Below are 18457 nucleotides of genomic sequence, written 5' to 3'. Positions count from 1 at the left end.
TATTTTATAGATACTTGCCATATTGTCGCGATCGGGTGGCGATCCTGTCCTCATCTGAGTAACCGAGCCAAATTGCTAGTATAAACGATCGCAAGTTATTACCGATCGGGCATAATTGCGATATCGACGAGGTAATATAGAGGTTGTCATCGCTCGACGCTGTTAGTAATGAACATTCCTCTGAGATGGCGGTAACTGTAGCTCGTTCCATCTAGACAACTTTCAATTTAGGAGCAAAAAATCGAAATGCAATCACGCGCAGTCCGAGAAGGTTCAGTTGGATTGATGCTCATCGCTGGGGTAGGAGTCTTTGGGGCGATTTTCTTGTGGCTCAAAGGACTGACACCTGGAAGTCAGACTTACAATATTATCGCGCAATTTGCTCAAGCACCAGGACTTCAGATTGGCGGTGTCGTAAGATTTCGCGGCATTCGGGTTGGTAAAATTTCCAAAATCGAACCTGGTGTCAATGGGGTTGAAGCCGTAATGCAGATGGACGATCCCAATCTGATAATTCCTAAAGATGTGAATGTACGAGTCAGTCAAACTGGGCTAATCGGCGAACCAGTTATCGAAATTACCCCTCGGAGTAAGACTCCAATTAATACTACTTCGCTTGCTAAAGCATTGGATAGTAAATGCGATCGCAATCTGATTCTTTGTAATAATACTAAGATCAATGGAGAGATCGGTGCGAGTTTCAATGAATTGATCGAACGGGGCACAAAATTAATTGAGTTGTACAATAATCCTGAGGTGGTGAGAAATCTCAATAATACGCTAGCTAAGACAGGAGCAGCCGCCGAAGATTTCTCGCGATTGAGTAAAAGTCTAAATAAGGTAAGTAGTGATTTTTCGAGTTTACCTAAATCTGTCGAGTCTGGATTAAAAAATTTATCAGTTAAGGCGAATACTTTAACGACATCAATCGATCGAACTAGTACCAAACTCGGTCAAAGTGCTGATAAATTTAATGTTACTGCCGCCCAATTAACAGCAACGGCGGCTGAATATAAGAAATTAGCAACATCGCTCGATAGTTTAGTTGTAGAAAATCGTCAAACATTCTCATCTTCCTTAAATAACTTTGATAAACTTAGCCTCGATCTACGCAAAACAGTCAATCAAATAAATCCCTCGATCGTCAAACTTAACTCGACACTATCGAAAGTAAATACAGACAAATTGGTGAAGGATTTAGAGAGTGTATTGAGTAATGCCAATCAAACCACGCTCAATCTCAAAGGTGCTACAGCTAACTTAAACGATCCGAAAACTGTGTTGATGTTGCAACAAACATTAGATTCTGCTCGGTCGACATTTCAAAATACTCAAAAAATCACAGCAGATCTAGACGATCTCACAGGTAGTCCAGAGTTTAGATCCAATCTGCGGAATTTAGTCAATGGTTTGGGGAAATTAGTTTCCTCCACCGAGCAATTGGAGCAGCAAGTTAAACTAGCCCAAACGATCGAGCCACTTAATAGATCGCTCGATCGTATTAGTCGATTACCAATCCCAAATTCTTCAGGTCAAAATTTTGTTAGCCCAAATTTTAACAATCCGATCGTCCAGGGGAAAGAATCTACTACAGGTGGTGATGGTAAGATTACTATTCCCGATCTTATTAACAATCTTCCGCCAACGCCAACACCAACTACAAACCCAAAAAATTAGCGATTACTCACATCTTGCACCAGCACCTTGCTACACAATTAACCTGTAGGGGTGCCCTAGATCTACGTTTGATTAGAGTATTTTATAGTGATGCCAATACTTCTCGGTTAAGAACTGCTGACGATTGAAATCGCAGCTAGTGATGCAAAGTCCGGTTGTTGCCGCAAGCGGCAAAATCCTGCCTTCGCGGACTACCTAGTTTTAGCTTAACCGAGAAGTATTAATAGTGATGCAACATGAGCTTAAACAGTTGCCGCTTCCGTTCCGGTGTCACCGTAGCAACTGCGCCAACCCCCGCTAGTTGCTTTGCAACAGCCAAATACCACTATTGGTAATACCCGAATCATCGGGAGTTACTAACAGAAAATGTAAGCCGTGTACGAGCCGTTTCCGCGCTTCATAAAGTTTAGCGGCTTGACTGACTTCTGAATCGTTGAATGTTAGCATTACCCATCGATCGGCTAAACCTGCATCCAGAACTAAACCACCAGGATCGTCACCTAAATAATTAAGACTCACAGGCTCGGTTTCGGCGATCCACCGCGCTAACCGCATCGATTGTCTACCCCCGTAAATAATTACGCCAGGGATGGCTACATTAGCTCCTAGCCCCCAATGCGGCGGTAATAAATAGTCTGGCATCGAGACGATCGGCAGGGGTCGATCGGCAAAATCTGCTACCAATTGTCCGGCGGTGAGCGTCACAAACTGCCACTTTTCACCCACTAAATAATCGGGAATCGGTAATGGTGGTGGCGACTCGATCGCTAGTGGTTGATAATTAGAACCACCATAATTTTGAACCTGCTGTTGCAACAATTTTTTCAAAGCAACCGTTCGCCGCGTTGCGACTACTTCAATCCCTAATTTCGCAGCAGCAGTCTGAATTAATCCCCAACTTTGCGGGCGAAAAACTTGGATAACTTGGGGTAATTTGTCTGTCGCAGCTAATTTTAACTGTGCCGCAATCCACTCAGAATTTACCTGCTTTTGGGAACAGATCGCCGTGTGGAACCATCCCCCGTCCGCCGCACAGATGACTAGTTCCCAGATGGTTTCTCCCTGTTCGTTTTGCTGAGGACGACTAGAAATATCTGCTTGCCAAATAGCCATGTAGAAAATGGGGGATAGGGGATCGGGATTGAGGTAAACTAGGCATTGTTAAGAGTCTCATCCCAAGCATGGAAATCACCTGGCGATCGGTCAAAACATACACTGATATCCTCTATCATAAAGCCGATGGCATCGCAAAAGTGACCATCAATCGTCCTGAAAAGCGAAATGCTTTCCGTCCGCAGACAGTATTTGAGATGTACGATGCTTTTTGTGATGCGCGAGAAGATACTAGTATCGGCGTGGTATTGCTCACAGGTGCAGGCCCCCATACAGACGGTAAATACGCCTTCTGTTCTGGTGGCGACCAATCGGTGCGCGGACAGGGGGGTTATCAGGGTGCCGACGGGATTCCACGCCTAAATGTGTTGGATCTCCAACGGTTGATTCGATCGATGCCCAAGGCAGTAATTGCTCTAGTTGCGGGTTATGCGATCGGTGGCGGTCATGTGTTACACCTGATTTGCGATCTGACAATTGCTGCTGACAATGCCATCTTCGGACAAACAGGGCCGAAAGTAGGCAGTTTTGATGGGGGATTTGGGGCGAGTTATTTGGCGCGGATTGTCGGGCAAAAGAAGGCGCGCGAAATCTGGTATCTGTGCCGTCAATATGACGCTCAAGCAGCCTTAGATATGGGCTTAATCAATTGTGTGGTACCTGTAGACCGATTGGAAGCTGAAGGGGTAGAATGGGCACAGGAGATATTAGCTAAAAGTCCGATCGCGATTCGCTGTCTCAAAGCCGCTCTCAATGCTGATTGTGATGGACAAGCTGGTTTACAAGAACTGGCAGGTAATGCCACTATGCTCTACTATATGACCGCAGAAGGTGCTGAAGGTAAGCAAGCATTCTTAGAAAAGCGACAGCCAAATTTCCGGCAGTATCCCTGGTTGCCTTAGATAGCGGTACTGAAAATAATTCTAGAGCAGAAATATCCGATCGACGTAAAAGCGACGCATCGACCTGGAGGAGACCTCCAGGTCGATGCGTCAAGACAACGACAAGACAGCGCACAAAGCAGGCTTTTGCCGCGAGCGGCAACAACTGGACTTTGCTTCATCTGCCCCGATTTCAATCGAGTGCGGTGCTTAAACGAAGCAAATATCCTTAACCCGAACTGGCGTTACTTAGGTGCAGCTTGTTCCTTTGATTGCATTCTCCGTAGCCGAATTTCTTGCTCGACAACTTGCTGCTTGAGCAGTTCGAGTTGAGTTTGGGTAATTTGTTTTTGAGATTCAAGTATTTGGGTTTCTGATTTGAGTTTTGCCATCCGCGCATTGTGATCGTCTGTGCGCCCTGGCTGATAGGTAATTCCTATATATAAGGTCATATTCCGACCATCGTAGGTATTAAGTGCGCCGCCCAAATTCAGACCAAAGTCATTTTCAGTATTGATCGGATTCTGAATTACAGGACTGAGTGGAATATTGGGATAAAGATTATTAATCTGCTGGCTATTGGCCTGACCACCATTACTAAGATTATTATTTTGATTGGTTTGGGCGTTGGTGTTCCCATTAGAGTTATCACCGACGCTAGAATTTTGGTTAGAATTTGCAGTCTGAGCCTGACTAATACTAGTTCCAACCAAGAGCCAGGAGATAATTAATGCGGCTGTAGATAATTTTTTCATGCGTGTCATATCGAGATATTGGATCGATAAATATGTCCAATCTTAACTTACACACAAATAGCCCAAAAATTTACACTTACTCAAATAGTGCCTCAAAAGTCTAATTGTGAGGTTTCTGGGTGCAAGCTGCTGGGGTTAAGAAGCTCGCAGACAGAACTGCTGAGATCCCCTCAACCCCAGCAGTTACATGAAATTTATGAGAGTTAAGGGGTTAACGAAAGCCACACACTCCATTCCCCTTGAGATCTGACATCTTTTTTAATTAGCCCAAAGCTTGCTGGATGCGTGGCACCGCCAAATGATGTTGGTGTAATAGCAGCAAAGACTGGATCAGATCTGGGCCGTGAACTTCGCCTGTAAGGGCAGCACGGAGACTTTGCATGACTACACCTTTTTTAACATTTTGCTCTTTTGTCACTTGTTTAATCAGCTCCTGTGCCTCAATCTCGGTAAAATCTGACTTGGCTTGCATCGCTGTCAGGAGACTAGTTAAAACTTCCTTAGCACCTGGTTGAGCGATTTTGGTAGCAGCTTCTTCATCAAGCATCACGGTATCTGTAAAGAATACGCGACTGATTTCGACGCACTCATCTAAACGTGCCAAACTAGCACCGATCAGGCTGGTAAGCTGAAGTAACCACGATCGATCTGCATCTGGATCTAATTTGAATCCCGCAGCTTGCCAATAGGGAATTAATTCTGGTAATAGCTGCTCGGCGGGCATCGCGTGGATATACTGACTATTAATCCAGTTGAGTTTATCCCAATCAAATTTTCCCCCAGCTTTATGCACTCGATCCAAATCGAACTGTGGAGCTGCTACATCGAGCGTAAACAACTCCTCAGCATCCGGTGACGACCAACCCAAGAGCATCATATAATTGACCAATGCTGGTGCGATATAGCCCATCTGCTTGAAATCATCGATCGAAGTTACGCCATCGCGCTTCGAGAGTTTCTTGCCTTCGTCACTCAAAATTAGGGGCGTGTGGGCAAAGGTGGGAACTGCGACACCCAACCCTTCATACAACAAGATTTGTTTGGCTGTATTGGCAATGTGATCCTCACCGCGAATAATGTGGGTAATCTGCATATCGATATCATCGACGACTACCGCTAGATTGTAGAGTGGTTGTCCTAGATCGTGTTCGTCAGCAGCGCGGGAAATCACCATATCGCCACCCAAATCGCTACCTTTCCAGGTAACTTCATCTCGAACCAAATCTAGCCACGTAATTTCGCGATCGTCATCAATCTTAAACCGGATTACTGGACGACGACCTTCGGCGATAAAGGCGGCTTCTTGTTCGGGAGTGAGATCGCGGTGGCGGTTATCGTAGCGTGGAGCTTGATGGTTGGCTTCCTGTGCTGCTCGGAGCGTATCAAGTTCTTCAGTGCTAGTGTAGCAACGATAAGCACTACCATTGTCTAATAAGGTTTGAATCGACTGACGATATAAATCTAGGCGTTGGGATTGGAATAATGGCCCTTCATCCCAATTTAAACCCAACCACTGCATACCATCGAGGATATTTTGAGTGTATTCGGGTTTAGAGCGTTCTGTATCGGTATCTTCAACGCGCAAGATAAATGTGCCCCCATGATGGCGGGCGAATAACCAGTTGAAGACGGCGGTGCGGGCTGTGCCGATGTGTAAGTTACCAGTTGGGCTGGGAGCGATGCGAACTCTGACTGTCACGGCTAATTATTTTGAGCGGTACATCTTTGATTGTAAATGGTTCTGTTTGTAGAGATCTCGATCGATCTGCGCCAGAAAAAACTATTCGATCGCATTTACTGCTATGGCGATCCTAAATCAGATCCTTAGTATTAGACATTAGACTTCCTGCGAAAGTCAGGCTTTAGTCTATTGGTGCGTTACGGCTTGTGCTTAACACACCCTATATCAACCTAGCTTTTCATTTAGGATTGCTGTAGTACTCCATCTACACGCTCCAACGAAAATAGACACCCCCAAAAGGATGTCTTGTTAACGCAAAGTTTTGGTTCGGTTGTAGCTTTCAAGATCCGCTCACTCGCGAGTAAATGGATCTCACAAATCCTCACTTTACTTAGCGGAAACCAACAGCAGCCTGCCAAACGAAGGCTAGAGCTAGAAATAACACTGGGATAATTGGCAGAACATCGATGAGGGGATCGAAGATGGCGTATGCTTCTGGCAATTTGGCAATTAGGAGTGCTGCGTCCATATTTCGTTAATCCTTGTTTCCAACACGGTTGTTATAGTTGGTATATATCTTACCATGCCTGGGGTCGAGGAGAGTACGCACAAGACTGACTCGATCGGGTTCGATCCCAGGATGAAATCGAATACATCCTTCAACCTGAGCCAATTGTCAAGCTTGAGACGGTTGCAAGCTCGACGATCGATATTAAATGCGATCGAATGGTGGTGATGATAATGCAAATGAGTCCCTCAGCGATGGATCGATCGAATAGATCTAATGAAATTATTGATGAGCATATTCTAGACCATTATTAGCCGTCGGCATCGCGAAAGGGTGAGGTTCATCTTCTCCCAAAACGATTAGTTGCTGACAAGGTATTTTATCTGATAAAATGGAACTAGCCATCATGCCAGTATGAATTTCTAGATAACCGTAATTGGGTGCTTCAAATATGAGTCGTTGCCCAGGAAAAACAACTCGCTCAAAATACCAATTGTGAACATTGGTAATTCTGGCAATTTGAATCTGGCTGGTGCTATTGACATAGCAGCAAAAAATCTCATCAGCATTGTCTTGAGGTAAGGGATCGAGAGTGTGAGGCATAATAATCTATTTCACCTGGTGCCCAGAAAAAGATTTACACTCTCAAGGTATCACTCCTATTTAGCTCAAAGCTGTAAAGTCTACTACTTTTTGAATCTGCTGGGGAGCGTTCGCGCTCAAGGTACATCGGCATGGCAAATGTCCATCTAATCTCACTCAGAGCCTACCTTTCCCCTCGAATTTTGTGTAAAGTTATATTAAAGACGTTCATAAATCCCAGTTGATGCGGTGGCTGAGATCCCGATGCTATTGAGACGTATTGCAGATCGATCGGCTCAACCGTCTAGACATTGTAAAAACAATATATATATTTAACTACTAACTGGAGTCTAACTCCCCTTAATTTCCTAATTATGAATACCCGAATTCTTTACTGTCGCCTACCTTGCAATCCAATTTTCCCGATCGGAGTTGTATATTTATCAGATCACGTTCACAAGCAGTTCCCTGATGTCGAGCAACGGATCTTTGACGTGGGAGCGGTACCACCATTAGATTATGGTAGTGCACTGGATGCCGCCATCGACCAGTTCCAGCCAAACTTATTGGTTTACTCCTGGCGGGATATCCAAATTTATGCACCCGTCGGCGGACGCGGTGGAAATCCGCTTCAGAACTCCTTTGAGGTGTTCTACGATCGCAACCCCTTAAAGAAGCTACGCGGTGCCTTAGGTGGGGCGCGGATGTTGACTAGTCACTATACCGAATTGTGGCGGAATATGTCGCTGATTAAGCGCGGACTAAAACGCGCAAAAAAATATCATCCCACTGCGAAATTAGTTGTCGGTGGTGGTGCTGTGAGCGTATTCTACGAGCAGTTAGCTAAGAGTTTACCAAAAGGTGCGATCGTCTCGATCGGCGAGGGAGAAGCGTTGCTCGAAAAGATTATTAGAGTTGAAGATCTCAGTAGCGAACGCTGCTATATCGTTGGCGACGCGCCGCGCAAAGGCTTGGTACACGAACCGCCGACACCGATCGAAAAGACGGCATGTAACTATAATTATATCGAGACAATTTGGCCGGAATTTAGCTACTACCTCCAAGATCGGGATTTCTATGTAGGGGTACAAACAAAACGCGGGTGTCCTCACAACTGTTGTTACTGTGTCTATACAGTCATTGAAGGTAAACAGGTGCGGATCAATCCGGCTGATGAAGTCGTCGCCGAAATGCGCCAACTTTACGATCGCGGGATTCGGAATTTCTGGTTTACCGATGCTCAGTTTATCCCAGCACGGCGATATATCGATGATGCGATCGAACTACTGCAAAAAATTGTAGCTAGCGGGATGGAGGATATCAAATGGGCAGCTTATATTAGAGCTGACAATTTGACTCCCGAACTCTGCGAACTGATGGTAAAAACGGGGATGAATTATTTTGAGATCGGTATTACCAGCGGTTCTCAGGAACTAGTCCGCAAGATGCGGATGGGGTACAATCTCCGCACAGTTTTACAAAACTGTCGCGATCTCAAAGCTGCTGGTTTTGAAGATATGGTATCGATCAATTACTCATTTAATGTGATTGACGAACGTTTTGAAACGATCCGCCAAACGATCGCCTATCACCGTGAAATGGAAAAGATCTTTGGTGCAGATAAAGTCGAACCTGCGATCTTCTTCATTGGCTTACAACCTCACACTCATTTAGAAGAATATGCCTTCAAAAATGATGTAATAAAACCTGGATATAACCCAATGAGTCACATGCCTTGGGTAGCCAAAAAACTCCTCTGGAATCCCGAACCATTAGGCTCATTTTTTGGGGAAGTTTGTCTCCAAGCCTTCCGCGATAACCCTAATGATTTTGGACGGGAAGTGATGAATATTCTTGAAGCTCGACTCGGTAAGTCAGAGCTGGAAGCAGCACTTACAGCACCTGTGGAAGTGAAGCAGTTAACTAAGGTTTAGATAGTATTCTAGCAATAATTCTGGCAGCCCGATCGACACATTTAGATCTCGATCGGGCGGATATTTATTAAGCAGTCGATCGTTGACAGTTGACAGCGATTCGCTCTTGCGGTGGCTTTACTAAGGGTTTAAAATACTGGTGCTCATGCGGCTTACGCCTAACAAAACCTACATCAACCTAGCTTTTCATTTAGGATTGCTATATTAACTATCGACGATCGACTATTTAGCGTTGTTGTGAATAACTGGAGTTTAGACTAAAAAAGAGAGAACGGTAGCCAAAGAAGAACAGAGGCTACCGAAGCGGGAGAGAATGAGGGTGAAAAAGAAAACCCATCCAGTCCCTGAGATGAACAGTGAAGCATTAAAGGAATTTCGTCAAGCAGCATACGAGTTACTGGTAAAAGCCAAAGATGCTACATTCGAGTTGATGGACGCAGTAATGACAACAAGAAATGCGGCATGTTTAGCCGAATTTTCATTAAGCCCATTATTCACTCGTCAATGGTCGAGCATCTATGAAGCATTGCAAGACAGCAGACCAGAGCGAAAGAAGCTAATGATGCTGTACATCAAGCAGTTGGAGCAACAAGTTCCAATAACAGAACATGTATTGGTGGCCATTGACTTTTGCAGCATGGGGTAGGCCAGATGCCAAAACATTGAAAGATCGAACACATGAATATCAAGAAGGAGTAATCGTCGGACAAGGGTACAGCACAATAGCCTGGATTCCAGAAGAACAGGGTAGTTGGGCACTACCATTGCTACATGAACGCATTAGTAGCGCAGAAGCACCAATACCCAAAGCAGCAGAGCAACTCAAGCAAGTCTGTAAACAAATCACAAATCCAGTACTCGCAGTATTAGACCGAGAATACGGTAATGCAACATGGGTGCTGGCACAAGCAGAGATTGAGGCTGATTCACTGATGCGGCTCAGGCGGAACGCCTGTTTATGGTCTGAGCCACCAGCTTATGGCGGTCGTGGCCGACCGCGTAAACATGGGCAGAAAATGCAACTCAATGACCCTGAAACTTGGTCACAGGCAGATGCCATGATGGAAATAGACGAGCATCCACAACTGGGACAAGTCAAAGTTCGTCAGTGGCAAAACTTGCATTTTTATCGTGCGGCAGGACATCTCATCAATTTGATTCTCGTGGAAAGAATCAAACCGATGTCCAGCGGTCAGCCCTTTCCGCCCTTGTGGTTAGCCTGGGTGGGCGCAAGAACATTGCCTTTAGCTACTGTTTGGTTCAAGTATCTGCGCCGCTTTGGTGTAGACCATTGGTATCGTTTCGCTCACCGCAACGATTGCATTGGACATTGCCTAATTTGAGAACTCCAGAGCAATCTGAACGCTGGAGCGATCTCATGCCTTTGATGAGTTGGCAACTATGGTTAGCCAAAGATATTGTGGTCGAAACTAGATTGCCGTGGCAATCTGCTACTCTTAACTTATCTCCTGGACGCGTTGCCCAATCGATGTTTTCAGTTTTGGTGGAGATTGGAACTCCCGCGAGATCGCCCAAACCCAGGGGAAAATCTCCTGGCTGGACCAGAGGAAACACACGTACTAAGCCACCTCGTTATCCAACCGTTAAAAAGCGGGTGACTCGACCTAAAAAGTCCCCAAAAGTATCCGCTTAATCTCATAACAAGAACAATTTTTTTAGCAACGGTTTGTCTTTTTGCAAAGCCGCTATTTTAGCTGCGCTCATTTTTAGTCTAAACTCCAGTGAATAAACATGAGGTGACTAGCTGGTGAGAATCCGTACAAAGACATGCGATCGATGTCAGCAGCTTTCAGATATTTTATATCGAATTCAAGCCGAGAACTCTGGTACATGGCAGTTTGTTTGTCATGATTGCTGGCAACCACTCAGTCAAAATAACCCTCATTACGTTTATGGCGGTACTTGGAAAGCGCGTAAAAGCTAAAGCTTATCATCTTCATATCTATAGTCTATCAATGATACTTTACCAATCGTATTCATCACAAGATCTCATCAATTAATGGTTGCGCGATCGAGAGATTCCAGGTTAATTTAGAGCGATGTCCCTTATCGCAGGAACTATAGATATGAAGCAGTCACTTATCGCTCCGATTGAAGCTACCGTCCCTATTACAGCATCGATCGCCCCCTGGTATGCCAAATTCAATCGCGGTCACATTGTGCGGGTTTTAGAACTGGTGCAAGATACGATCGCTATTTCTCTGTGTATTGGATTGTTTTGTGTGATGGTATTGCAACTAAAAGAGATCTTTTTGTCGCTAATTACCACCTTGAACTTTCATGATATCACCGCAGATATTTTATTTATTTTAATTTTAGTCGAACTGTTTCGACTGTTGATTATTTATCTGCAAGAGCAGCGCGTTTCGATCGGGGTATCGGTAGAAGTGGCGATCGTATCGGTACTGCGAGAGGTGATTGTCAAAGGTATCCTAGAAGTCCAATGGCAACTGGTGATGGCGACTTGTGCTTTTTTGATTTCGATGGCGATCTTGCTGGTGGTGCGGGTATGGATTCCACCGACGTTTGAAGGGATCGATCCAGAACACCAAGTTTCCACTCGGCTCAAGGTGGGCAAACATCTAGATTGAACCGATCGAGGTGTTAATGTCAGCACAACACCCCTTGGCTGAATATCAGCAAATACCTTGGGCAGAATTAGTCAAATACCCTCAAGTAGTATTTATAGATGGGTATGGAATGCAGCGATTGGTGCAGGAGCAATTTAGCAAGCAAGGCAGTAAACTTCAGGCGATGCTAGAATTGAATACGCTCGATGCCTTTCGGGGCGTAGTCAGACAGGGCAAATTAATCGCATTATTGCCTAAATCGGCATTGCTAGATGTCCATAGCGATCCAACTTTGGCGGCTCGATCGATCGAACCTACTCCCCAAACCGGAATGAATCTCTCCCGCCAAGTTGTACTAGTTACCACTAGCGATAGACTGGAAATTCCCCCCATTCAATCCTTTGGCGATCTAGTCACTAAACAGTTGACAGTTGACAGTTGCAGCTCTGATGAAGAGGAACTAATACCCAACACCTAACACCTAACAGATGAGCGATCGATTTCGGAAATTCGTCCAAATAATTGGCAGTGGCCCTCATACGGGGAAAAGTTTAACTCGTGAGGAAGCAGCAACAGCAATGGAGATGATGCTGCTCCAAACAGCTACTCCTGCCCAAATTGGAGCTTTTCTGATCGCCCATCGGATCAAGCGTCCGACTGGGGCAGAGCTGGCGGGGATGTTGGATACTTATGCTAAGATCGGCCCCCAATTACAACCTGTCTCCAGTCATCTGCGATCGCCTGTAATCTTTGGTATACCTTACGATGGTCGATCGCGTACCGCACCGATTGCGCCGATAGTTTCTTTAATTATGACGGCTGCGGGAATTCCTGTGATTTTGCATGGTGGCGATCGAATGCCGACTAAATACGGCATCCCACTGGTCGAAATCTGGCAGGAATGGGGGATCGATTGGACGAATGTATCCCTCGATCGAATTCAAGATATCTTCGCCCAAACGGGTTTAGGCTTCATCTATACGCCTACTCATTTCCCTACTGCGGCGGGGCTGACCCCTTATCGCGATCAGATTGGCAAACGTCCACCGATCGCTACTTTAGAGCTAATGTGGTGCCCTTATGCTGGTGATGCACACCTGATTTTTGGCTATGTCCATCCCCCCACCGAACAGATGGCACTCGTGGCGGCGACACTCCGCGATACTCCTCACAAAATTACTACTGTCAAGGGGCTAGAAGGGAGTAGTGACTTGCCACGCGATCGAGCTGTAATCATCGGCGTACACAAATCTGGGCAAGAATTAGAGCGGATTTTTCTCCATCACTATGACTACGGGTTGAGTAATGTCAATCCACCTTTACTACCCACCCCTGAATTAATTGCCAATTTTGCCACCGTTTTTCAGGGACAACCTTCAGAGCTACTAAATTCTGTGCTGTGGAATGCCGGATTTTATCTCTGGCATTGCGGCGCAGCTAGTGACATGGCTGCGGGGATGAAGTTGGCTCAAGAGTTACTGACTAGTGGTGCAGTTAGTCAACAGTTGGAGCAGGTGAGGAAGTCTTTGCAAGAGCGATAGTTACATTCGATCGATCTTGCTATATCCCTAAATTCAGGGATATGTCGTCAATAATGTTATAAATATTTGTGCCGCCCTATTTACAAATCGAGCTAATTTAATGAAATCTGCTAGAGATGTTGTAAAGTTGCCGCCTTCAAAACCAACCACGCGAAGATATTTGCTATTCCCGCTCGTGCTGCTTGGATTGTGGCTATCGATCGAAATCTTTGCGCGTCTGGGTGTAGAGATGTTGTGGTTTGAGGAAGTCGGCTATTTACCGATCTACTTACTACGCCTCAAAACTCAGGGGCTGTTGGGAATTGTGGTTTTTACCCTCACAGCGGTTTATCTATTGGGTAATCTGGCATTAGCACAACGACTAAATCACACATTAGCCGAACTAAATCGACAGCAAGCAGCTAAAAAACCCACTGGCATCGATTTAGAGTCTCCGCGAGTTTTAACCGTCTTAAATCTCCGTTGGTTGCTGCCTCTGACCCTAAGTTTAAGCCTGTCGATCGGCGCGATCTTGGTTCATTATCTGCGGGTGGCAGTAAGTCAATGGGATATCGATTTTAGTTTACCCGTTGCGCCACCTGCACCAGTATTATTTCGTCCAGAAGCGATCTGGCAGATCGGCAAGCAATTAGGCGGACATGGCTCGATAGCAGTCGGGGTGGGGATATTAGCGATCGCGATGCTGATTTATCCGCGATTTTTAATTGGCTCGATCGCCTTAATCCTGAGTATATCGATCGCGTGGGTGGTTTCGCAACAATGGATGCGCGTTTTACCCTACTTTCAACCTACTGCTTTCGGGCAGACAGATCCGGTATTCGATCGAGATATTAGCGCGTATATCTTCGGTTTACCAGTCGCAGAGCTGCTGGAATTTTGGCTGATGGGAATGTGTTTGTATGGATTTATCGCCGTACTTTTGACATATTTATTAGCTGGCGATAGTCTCAGTCAGGGCAAATTTTGGGGCTTTACTCGCGCTCGACAACGCCACTTGTGTGGATTGGGTGGTGGCTTAATGTTAGTGGTGAGTTTTAGCTACTGGTTGGGTTGCAATGAGTTATTATATTCCCCGCGCGGCGTATCATTTGGCGCGAGTTATACCGATATCAATGTGTTGTTACCAGCAGATGGCGCATTATGTATTTTAGCATTGGCGATCGCGGTTTATTTAGGCTGGCAATCGATCTACTTACCAGCACGAGTAAATTATCGATTGCTCCGACTGGCGGCGATTTTATATCTAATGATGACGATCGGTACTACTACCATTTTACCTGCGATCGTCCAAGCGTTAATCGTCCAACCTAATGAATTAGTCCGCGAAACACCCTATATCAAACGGACGATCTCATTGACTCGAAAGGCTTTTGGGCTAGATAATATTACACTTAATACGTTCGATCCCCAGGCAAATCTGACCGAGCAGAAAATTAAGGCAAACGATCGCATTATTCGGAATATTCGACTCTGGGATAAGCAACCGCTTCTAGCAACCAATCGTCAACTCCAACAAATCAGACTCTATTATCGCTTTTTAGATGCCGATATCGATCGATATACTCTAGCTAGCGAACCGCAAGTTTTAGCCGCCCCTACACCACTTTCACTCTCTTTAGATCCTAGCTCCGACAAAACTATTACCCCCTCCCCTTTCCAAGGGGAGGGCTGGGGTGGGGTAAAAATCTCCGCCACAGCACCAAACTCCGTCTCCGTTGTTGGTGGTGTTACCCCCTCAACCCCCCCTTATCAAGGGGTTGCTCTAGCCCCCGCAGAGCAACAACAAGTAATGATTTCGGCACGGGAACTCGACTATACCGCCGTTCCCAAACAAGCCCAAACTTGGGTAAATCAACATCTAATTTACACTCACGGTTATGGATTTACCCTCAGCCCCGTCAATCGAGTGGCGGTGGGTGGATTACCCGAATATTTAGTCAAAGATATCGGTACGCAGGGAGGAGATCCCCTGACAATGACAGATGCTGCGCGGGCGAGTATTCCGATCGGGCAACCGCGCATTTATTATGGAGAAAGCAACAGTAATTACATCATGACTGGTACCAAAGTCAAAGAATTAGACTATCCCAGTGGTAATGAAAATACCTACAACGTTTACGACGGGCGGGGTGGAATTAATATCGGTTCGTTGGGGCGCAAGCTGCTATTTGGCAAGTATTTGAATGATTGGCGGATGCTACTCACGCCGGAATTTTTACCAGAAACCAAGCTATTAATGCGCCGTAATATCGATCGCCGGATTCGCTCGATCGCCCCGTTCTTGCGGTACGATCGAGATCCATACTTAGTAGCGGCAGATGCACGGGGAAATCCCACCACTGCTAAAGATCCTAGCTATCTGTACTGGATTGTTGACGCATATACTACCAGCGATCGCTATCCCTACGCCGATATTGGCACGGAAGGCATCAATTATATCCGCAACTCAGTCAAAGTCGTTATCGATGCTTATCATGGCTCTACGAGCTTTTATATTGCCGATCCGAGCGATCCGATCGTTACCACCTGGGCGAAAATATTTCCCGATTTATTCAAACCGCTGAGTGCGATGCCTGTAACTTTGCGTCGCCACCTGCGTTATCCCCAAGACTTCTTCAAGATTCAATCAGAGCGGTTGATGACCTATCATATGACCGATCCGCAGGTATTTTACAACCGCGAAGATCGGTGGCAAATTCCCACCGAAGTCTATGGCGACAAGCCGCGACTGGTGGAGCCATATTATTTAATTACCAGCTTACCCACCATCCCCGTACCCGAATTCACCCTGCTGATTCCCTATACCCCCCAGCAGCGGACAAATTTAGTGGCTTGGCTGGCGGCTCGTTCCGATGGCGATAATTACGGCAAATTACTAGTCTATACCTTTCCCAAACAACGCCAAATCTTCGGCCCCGAACAAATCGAAGCCCGAATCAACCAAGATCCAACGATATCGAGTCAAATCTCACTCTGGAATCGCCAAGGTTCGCGGGTAGTTCAGGGAAACTTACTCATCATCCCGATCGAGCAATCCCTATTATATGTCGAACCGCTCTATCTCGAAGCTACTCAAAACGAGTTGCCTACCCTAATTCGAGTAATTGTATCGTACGAAAACCGGATCGTGATGGCGGAAACCCTATCGCAAGCCTTAACAGATATTTTTAAAAACCCCATAGCCGCTCCATCGCCCTAGCTGTAGCAATCTGAAATCTAGGTAATTACCAATTTTTATCCCGATTGGCGATCGTTACTACAGGATATAGATACATCATATTGCTAGCTCGATCGGGGAAAGGGTGAAATCGTGAATATTAAAAAATATATTAATAGTATAGAATCTGCGGCGATCGGATTATCTATATTAGGAACTGCTGCGGCGATTGTGACTCAACAAATAGCTTACATTGCTACGCCTCTAACACTTTCTCTTTCATTAAGTCTAGTAAATCGTCAGAAAGAATTAGCCAAATTCGAACGCCGTCTGGCAAACTTAGAACAACAACTAATTATTTTACCTGTGGCTCCTACCACCGTTGAATTCTATAAATTAGTGGCAAGTGTCAATACCGATCGGCAAAAATTACAGCAACTAGAAACAGTAGTTTTAGAAATTCAAAAAAGAGATAATAGTCTATTTCTAACTGAAATTGACTTAACCAAAGATTCTCTCAAACAACTTAGCTTGAATTTTTCTAACTTTGAGAAAGAATTTAACGACCGCGATCGAGTTACCACGGAGCGAGAATTTGGCGAAATTGTGAGTAATATTCAAATGCTTGCGCCAATCGATCCAGATAACAGCTCGGAACTTTTAGAGCATAGCCTGAATTTTTTAGAATTAGATTTAGCCAAAGACTCTATTTATATATCGATCGAGCAAATGAAGCTCAAGCTTCAGTTTTTAGAGGAAAATTCCAAAGTATCTGAAGATGCCATCAAACAAATTGGCTGGCGATTTTTAGAGTTAGAGCAAGCTTTTGCCGATCGACAAGAGCTATTACAAATAGCTAGCATGAGTAGCTACATCACAGCAATTGACGAGCGAATTCAGATGCTTGAATCGGTGGTTTCGAGTAGTAAAACAGACTATGCCTTAAAATTCACAGAATTAGAACTAGATAGAGATAATATCCATGCTTCGATCGCCAATACTAAATTATCAATTCAGCAATTAGCAACTAATCCAATCTTAGCCGATAAGATCCAGCAAATTGAAGAACTAGATACTAGTCTCAGCGACCTACACGATTATAGCTTACGATTGAAAAATCGGATTGACTCGATCGAAACAGTTACTACTAATCCACAAATTCACGAGCTAATTCAGCAAGAGATACTATCACAATTTACAGTAATTAAGCAATCATTACCAACCAATTATAAATACGACCTCATCTATGGCAGAAGCCAGAGTCGTCAAGTATTTTTAGATGCCTTACAACAGTCACGATCTCGACTAATTTTAGTGTGTCCTTGGCTGACTAAATATGCCATTAATTCAGAGGTTGTCGATTTAATGAGATCCGCTTTAGAGCGCGGCGTATCGATCGAGATTGGCTGGGGACATTTAAAAGATGTCGATAACAATCGAGCATACCTATCGCAATCTGAATTATTAAAATCGAATGATTGGCATTATAATGCACTACCTGAATTATCCGAACTGCAAATTAAACACGATCGATTATTACAGCTCAAAGTTTTGGGCACTCATGAAAAATTCTTAGTTTGCGATCGCAAATTTTCAATGCTGGGTAGTCACAACTATCTGACTTCCGATACCAAATCTAGCGAACGCGAAGTCGGACTCAAAACCGATAGCCCCGAAATTATCGACAAACTCATCACATTATTCGATTGCGCTGAAGTTTAATGTTCGATCGCTGAAGGTAGATTTGAGGATGAATTAATTCAGATCTACTTGCTCACAATCAAGGTTGTTTATCGCATAAGATTCTGTTGATTTTTCAATAGGTGGTCTAGAATTGAGATCGAATATTAATCAAAAATTCCTGTTCCTGTTAGCAGCTTTTTCAATAGCTCAAAATTCAATGTCCATTTTAAATGCCAGAACATTCAAAAATCCGTAGGGGCTGGTTTATGCAATTAATCTCTGCTGTAACGACAACTATCGTACAAACCAGCCCTCACCCACTAGTAACCTTCTGGTGGGGTTGGGCAGGTTTGT

At 44.8% G+C, this 18457-nt stretch carries 14 protein-coding genes and 2 pseudogenes; 10 read left to right on the top strand and 6 right to left on the bottom strand.

Annotated elements, in window-relative coordinates; genetic code table 11:
* Positions 1-4: 4 nt before the first annotated feature.
* Entirely contained in the window at positions 5-211 is a 207-nt protein-coding gene (locus ACEW9J_RS00850; protein ID WP_373543258.1) for a hypothetical protein, read from the bottom strand.
* Positions 212-246: 35 nt separating this feature from the next.
* Here ACEW9J_RS00850 and ACEW9J_RS00845 point away from each other — a divergent pair, with 35 nt between their 5' ends.
* A complete protein-coding gene (locus ACEW9J_RS00845; RefSeq protein WP_373543257.1) occupies positions 247-1677 on the top strand; it encodes an MlaD family protein in 1431 nt (476 codons plus the stop codon).
* A gap of 297 nt (positions 1678-1974) precedes the next feature.
* On the opposite strand, the gene ACEW9J_RS00840 is transcribed toward ACEW9J_RS00845, so the two are convergent.
* Complete coding sequence (locus ACEW9J_RS00840) at positions 1975-2790, bottom strand: Tab2 family RNA-binding protein (protein WP_373543256.1); 816 nt, start codon at positions 2788-2790, stop codon at positions 1975-1977.
* Between the two features lie 68 nt (positions 2791-2858).
* On the opposite strand from ACEW9J_RS00840, the gene menB reads away from it, so the two are divergent.
* The gene (gene menB, locus ACEW9J_RS00835; protein ID WP_373543255.1) at positions 2859-3692 is read left to right on the top strand and encodes a 1,4-dihydroxy-2-naphthoyl-CoA synthase; all 834 of its coding nucleotides are present in this window, start codon (positions 2859-2861) and stop codon (positions 3690-3692) included.
* 224 nt (positions 3693-3916) lie between these two features.
* Here menB and ACEW9J_RS00830 read toward each other — a convergent pair whose 3' ends face one another.
* The 4 genes from ACEW9J_RS00830 to ACEW9J_RS00815 all read right to left on the bottom strand — a co-directional run bounded on the left by ACEW9J_RS00830 (position 3917) and on the right by ACEW9J_RS00815 (position 7218).
* Positions 3917-4426 carry a hypothetical protein gene (locus tag ACEW9J_RS00830; protein WP_373543254.1) on the bottom strand — a complete coding sequence of 170 codons (510 nt, stop codon included), beginning with the start codon at positions 4424-4426 and terminating at the stop codon, positions 3917-3919.
* 262 nt (positions 4427-4688) lie between these two features.
* Complete coding sequence (gltX, locus tag ACEW9J_RS00825) at positions 4689-6125, bottom strand: glutamate--tRNA ligase (protein ID WP_373543253.1); 1437 nt, start codon at positions 6123-6125, stop codon at positions 4689-4691.
* 373 nt (positions 6126-6498) lie between these two features.
* A complete protein-coding gene (locus ACEW9J_RS00820; RefSeq protein WP_373543252.1) occupies positions 6499-6636 on the bottom strand; it encodes a photosystem II reaction center protein K in 138 nt (45 codons plus the stop codon).
* Between the two features lie 261 nt (positions 6637-6897).
* Complete coding sequence (locus ACEW9J_RS00815; RefSeq protein ID WP_373543251.1) at positions 6898-7218, bottom strand: DUF1830 domain-containing protein; 321 nt, start codon at positions 7216-7218, stop codon at positions 6898-6900.
* A 353-nt stretch (positions 7219-7571) separates the two neighbouring features.
* Between ACEW9J_RS00815 and ACEW9J_RS00810 the strand changes: the two genes are divergently transcribed.
* From ACEW9J_RS00810 to ACEW9J_RS00775, 8 genes and pseudogenes are all read left to right on the top strand, one after another.
* Complete coding sequence (locus ACEW9J_RS00810; protein WP_373543250.1) at positions 7572-9131, top strand: photosystem II high light acclimation radical SAM protein; 1560 nt, start codon at positions 7572-7574, stop codon at positions 9129-9131.
* Positions 9132-9480: 349 nt separating this feature from the next.
* Positions 9481-10785 (top strand): annotated as a pseudogene (locus ACEW9J_RS00805) (NF041680 family putative transposase).
* Positions 10786-10899: 114 nt separating this feature from the next.
* Entirely contained in the window at positions 10900-11076 is a 177-nt protein-coding gene (locus ACEW9J_RS00800) for a hypothetical protein (protein ID WP_373543249.1), read from the top strand.
* Between the two features lie 142 nt (positions 11077-11218).
* Positions 11219-11743 carry a phosphate-starvation-inducible PsiE family protein gene (locus ACEW9J_RS00795; RefSeq protein ID WP_373543248.1) on the top strand — a complete coding sequence of 175 codons (525 nt, stop codon included), beginning with the start codon at positions 11219-11221 and terminating at the stop codon, positions 11741-11743.
* Positions 11742-12200 (top strand): annotated as a pseudogene (locus ACEW9J_RS00790) (LysR family transcriptional regulator substrate-binding protein); the annotation flags it as partial. The gene ACEW9J_RS00795 and the pseudogene ACEW9J_RS00790, both read left to right, overlap by 2 nt.
* Before the next feature lie 10 nt (positions 12201-12210).
* The gene (locus ACEW9J_RS00785) at positions 12211-13263 is read left to right on the top strand and encodes an anthranilate phosphoribosyltransferase family protein (protein ID WP_373543247.1); all 1053 of its coding nucleotides are present in this window, start codon (positions 12211-12213) and stop codon (positions 13261-13263) included.
* Between the two features lie 100 nt (positions 13264-13363).
* Positions 13364-16462: a UPF0182 family protein gene (locus ACEW9J_RS00780; protein WP_373543246.1), complete on the top strand. Its 3099-nt coding sequence runs from the start codon at positions 13364-13366 to the stop codon at positions 16460-16462.
* A 111-nt stretch (positions 16463-16573) separates the two neighbouring features.
* Entirely contained in the window at positions 16574-18142 is a 1569-nt protein-coding gene (locus tag ACEW9J_RS00775) for a phospholipase D-like domain-containing protein (protein ID WP_373543245.1), read from the top strand.
* Positions 18143-18457 lie beyond the last annotated feature (315 nt).

Source organism: Chamaesiphon sp. (genome assembly GCF_041737865.1).
In the GTDB taxonomy this organism is placed as follows: Bacteria; Cyanobacteriota; Cyanobacteriia; order Cyanobacteriales; family Chamaesiphonaceae; genus Chamaesiphon.
This window is presented reverse-complemented; position numbering and strand designations above follow the sequence as displayed.

Coding starts and splice junctions, on each gene's coding strand:
- ACEW9J_RS00840 (WP_373543256.1), bottom strand. CDS start 2,790: ATGGCTATTTGGCAAGCAGATATTTCTAGTCGTCCTCAGCAAAACGAA.
- ACEW9J_RS00830 (WP_373543254.1), bottom strand. CDS start 4,426: ATGAAAAAATTATCTACAGCCGCATTAATTATCTCCTGGCTCTTGGTT.
- menB (WP_373543255.1), top strand. CDS start 2,859: ATGGAAATCACCTGGCGATCGGTCAAAACATACACTGATATCCTCTAT.
- ACEW9J_RS00815 (WP_373543251.1), bottom strand. CDS start 7,218: ATGCCTCACACTCTCGATCCCTTACCTCAAGACAATGCTGATGAGATT.
- ACEW9J_RS00810 (WP_373543250.1), top strand. CDS start 7,572: ATGAATACCCGAATTCTTTACTGTCGCCTACCTTGCAATCCAATTTTC.
- ACEW9J_RS00780 (WP_373543246.1), top strand. CDS start 13,364: ATGAAATCTGCTAGAGATGTTGTAAAGTTGCCGCCTTCAAAACCAACC.
- ACEW9J_RS00820 (WP_373543252.1), bottom strand. CDS start 6,636: ATGGACGCAGCACTCCTAATTGCCAAATTGCCAGAAGCATACGCCATC.
- ACEW9J_RS00850 (WP_373543258.1), bottom strand. CDS start 211: ATGGAACGAGCTACAGTTACCGCCATCTCAGAGGAATGTTCATTACTA.
- ACEW9J_RS00795 (WP_373543248.1), top strand. CDS start 11,219: ATGAAGCAGTCACTTATCGCTCCGATTGAAGCTACCGTCCCTATTACA.
- ACEW9J_RS00785 (WP_373543247.1), top strand. CDS start 12,211: ATGAGCGATCGATTTCGGAAATTCGTCCAAATAATTGGCAGTGGCCCT.
- ACEW9J_RS00845 (WP_373543257.1), top strand. CDS start 247: ATGCAATCACGCGCAGTCCGAGAAGGTTCAGTTGGATTGATGCTCATC.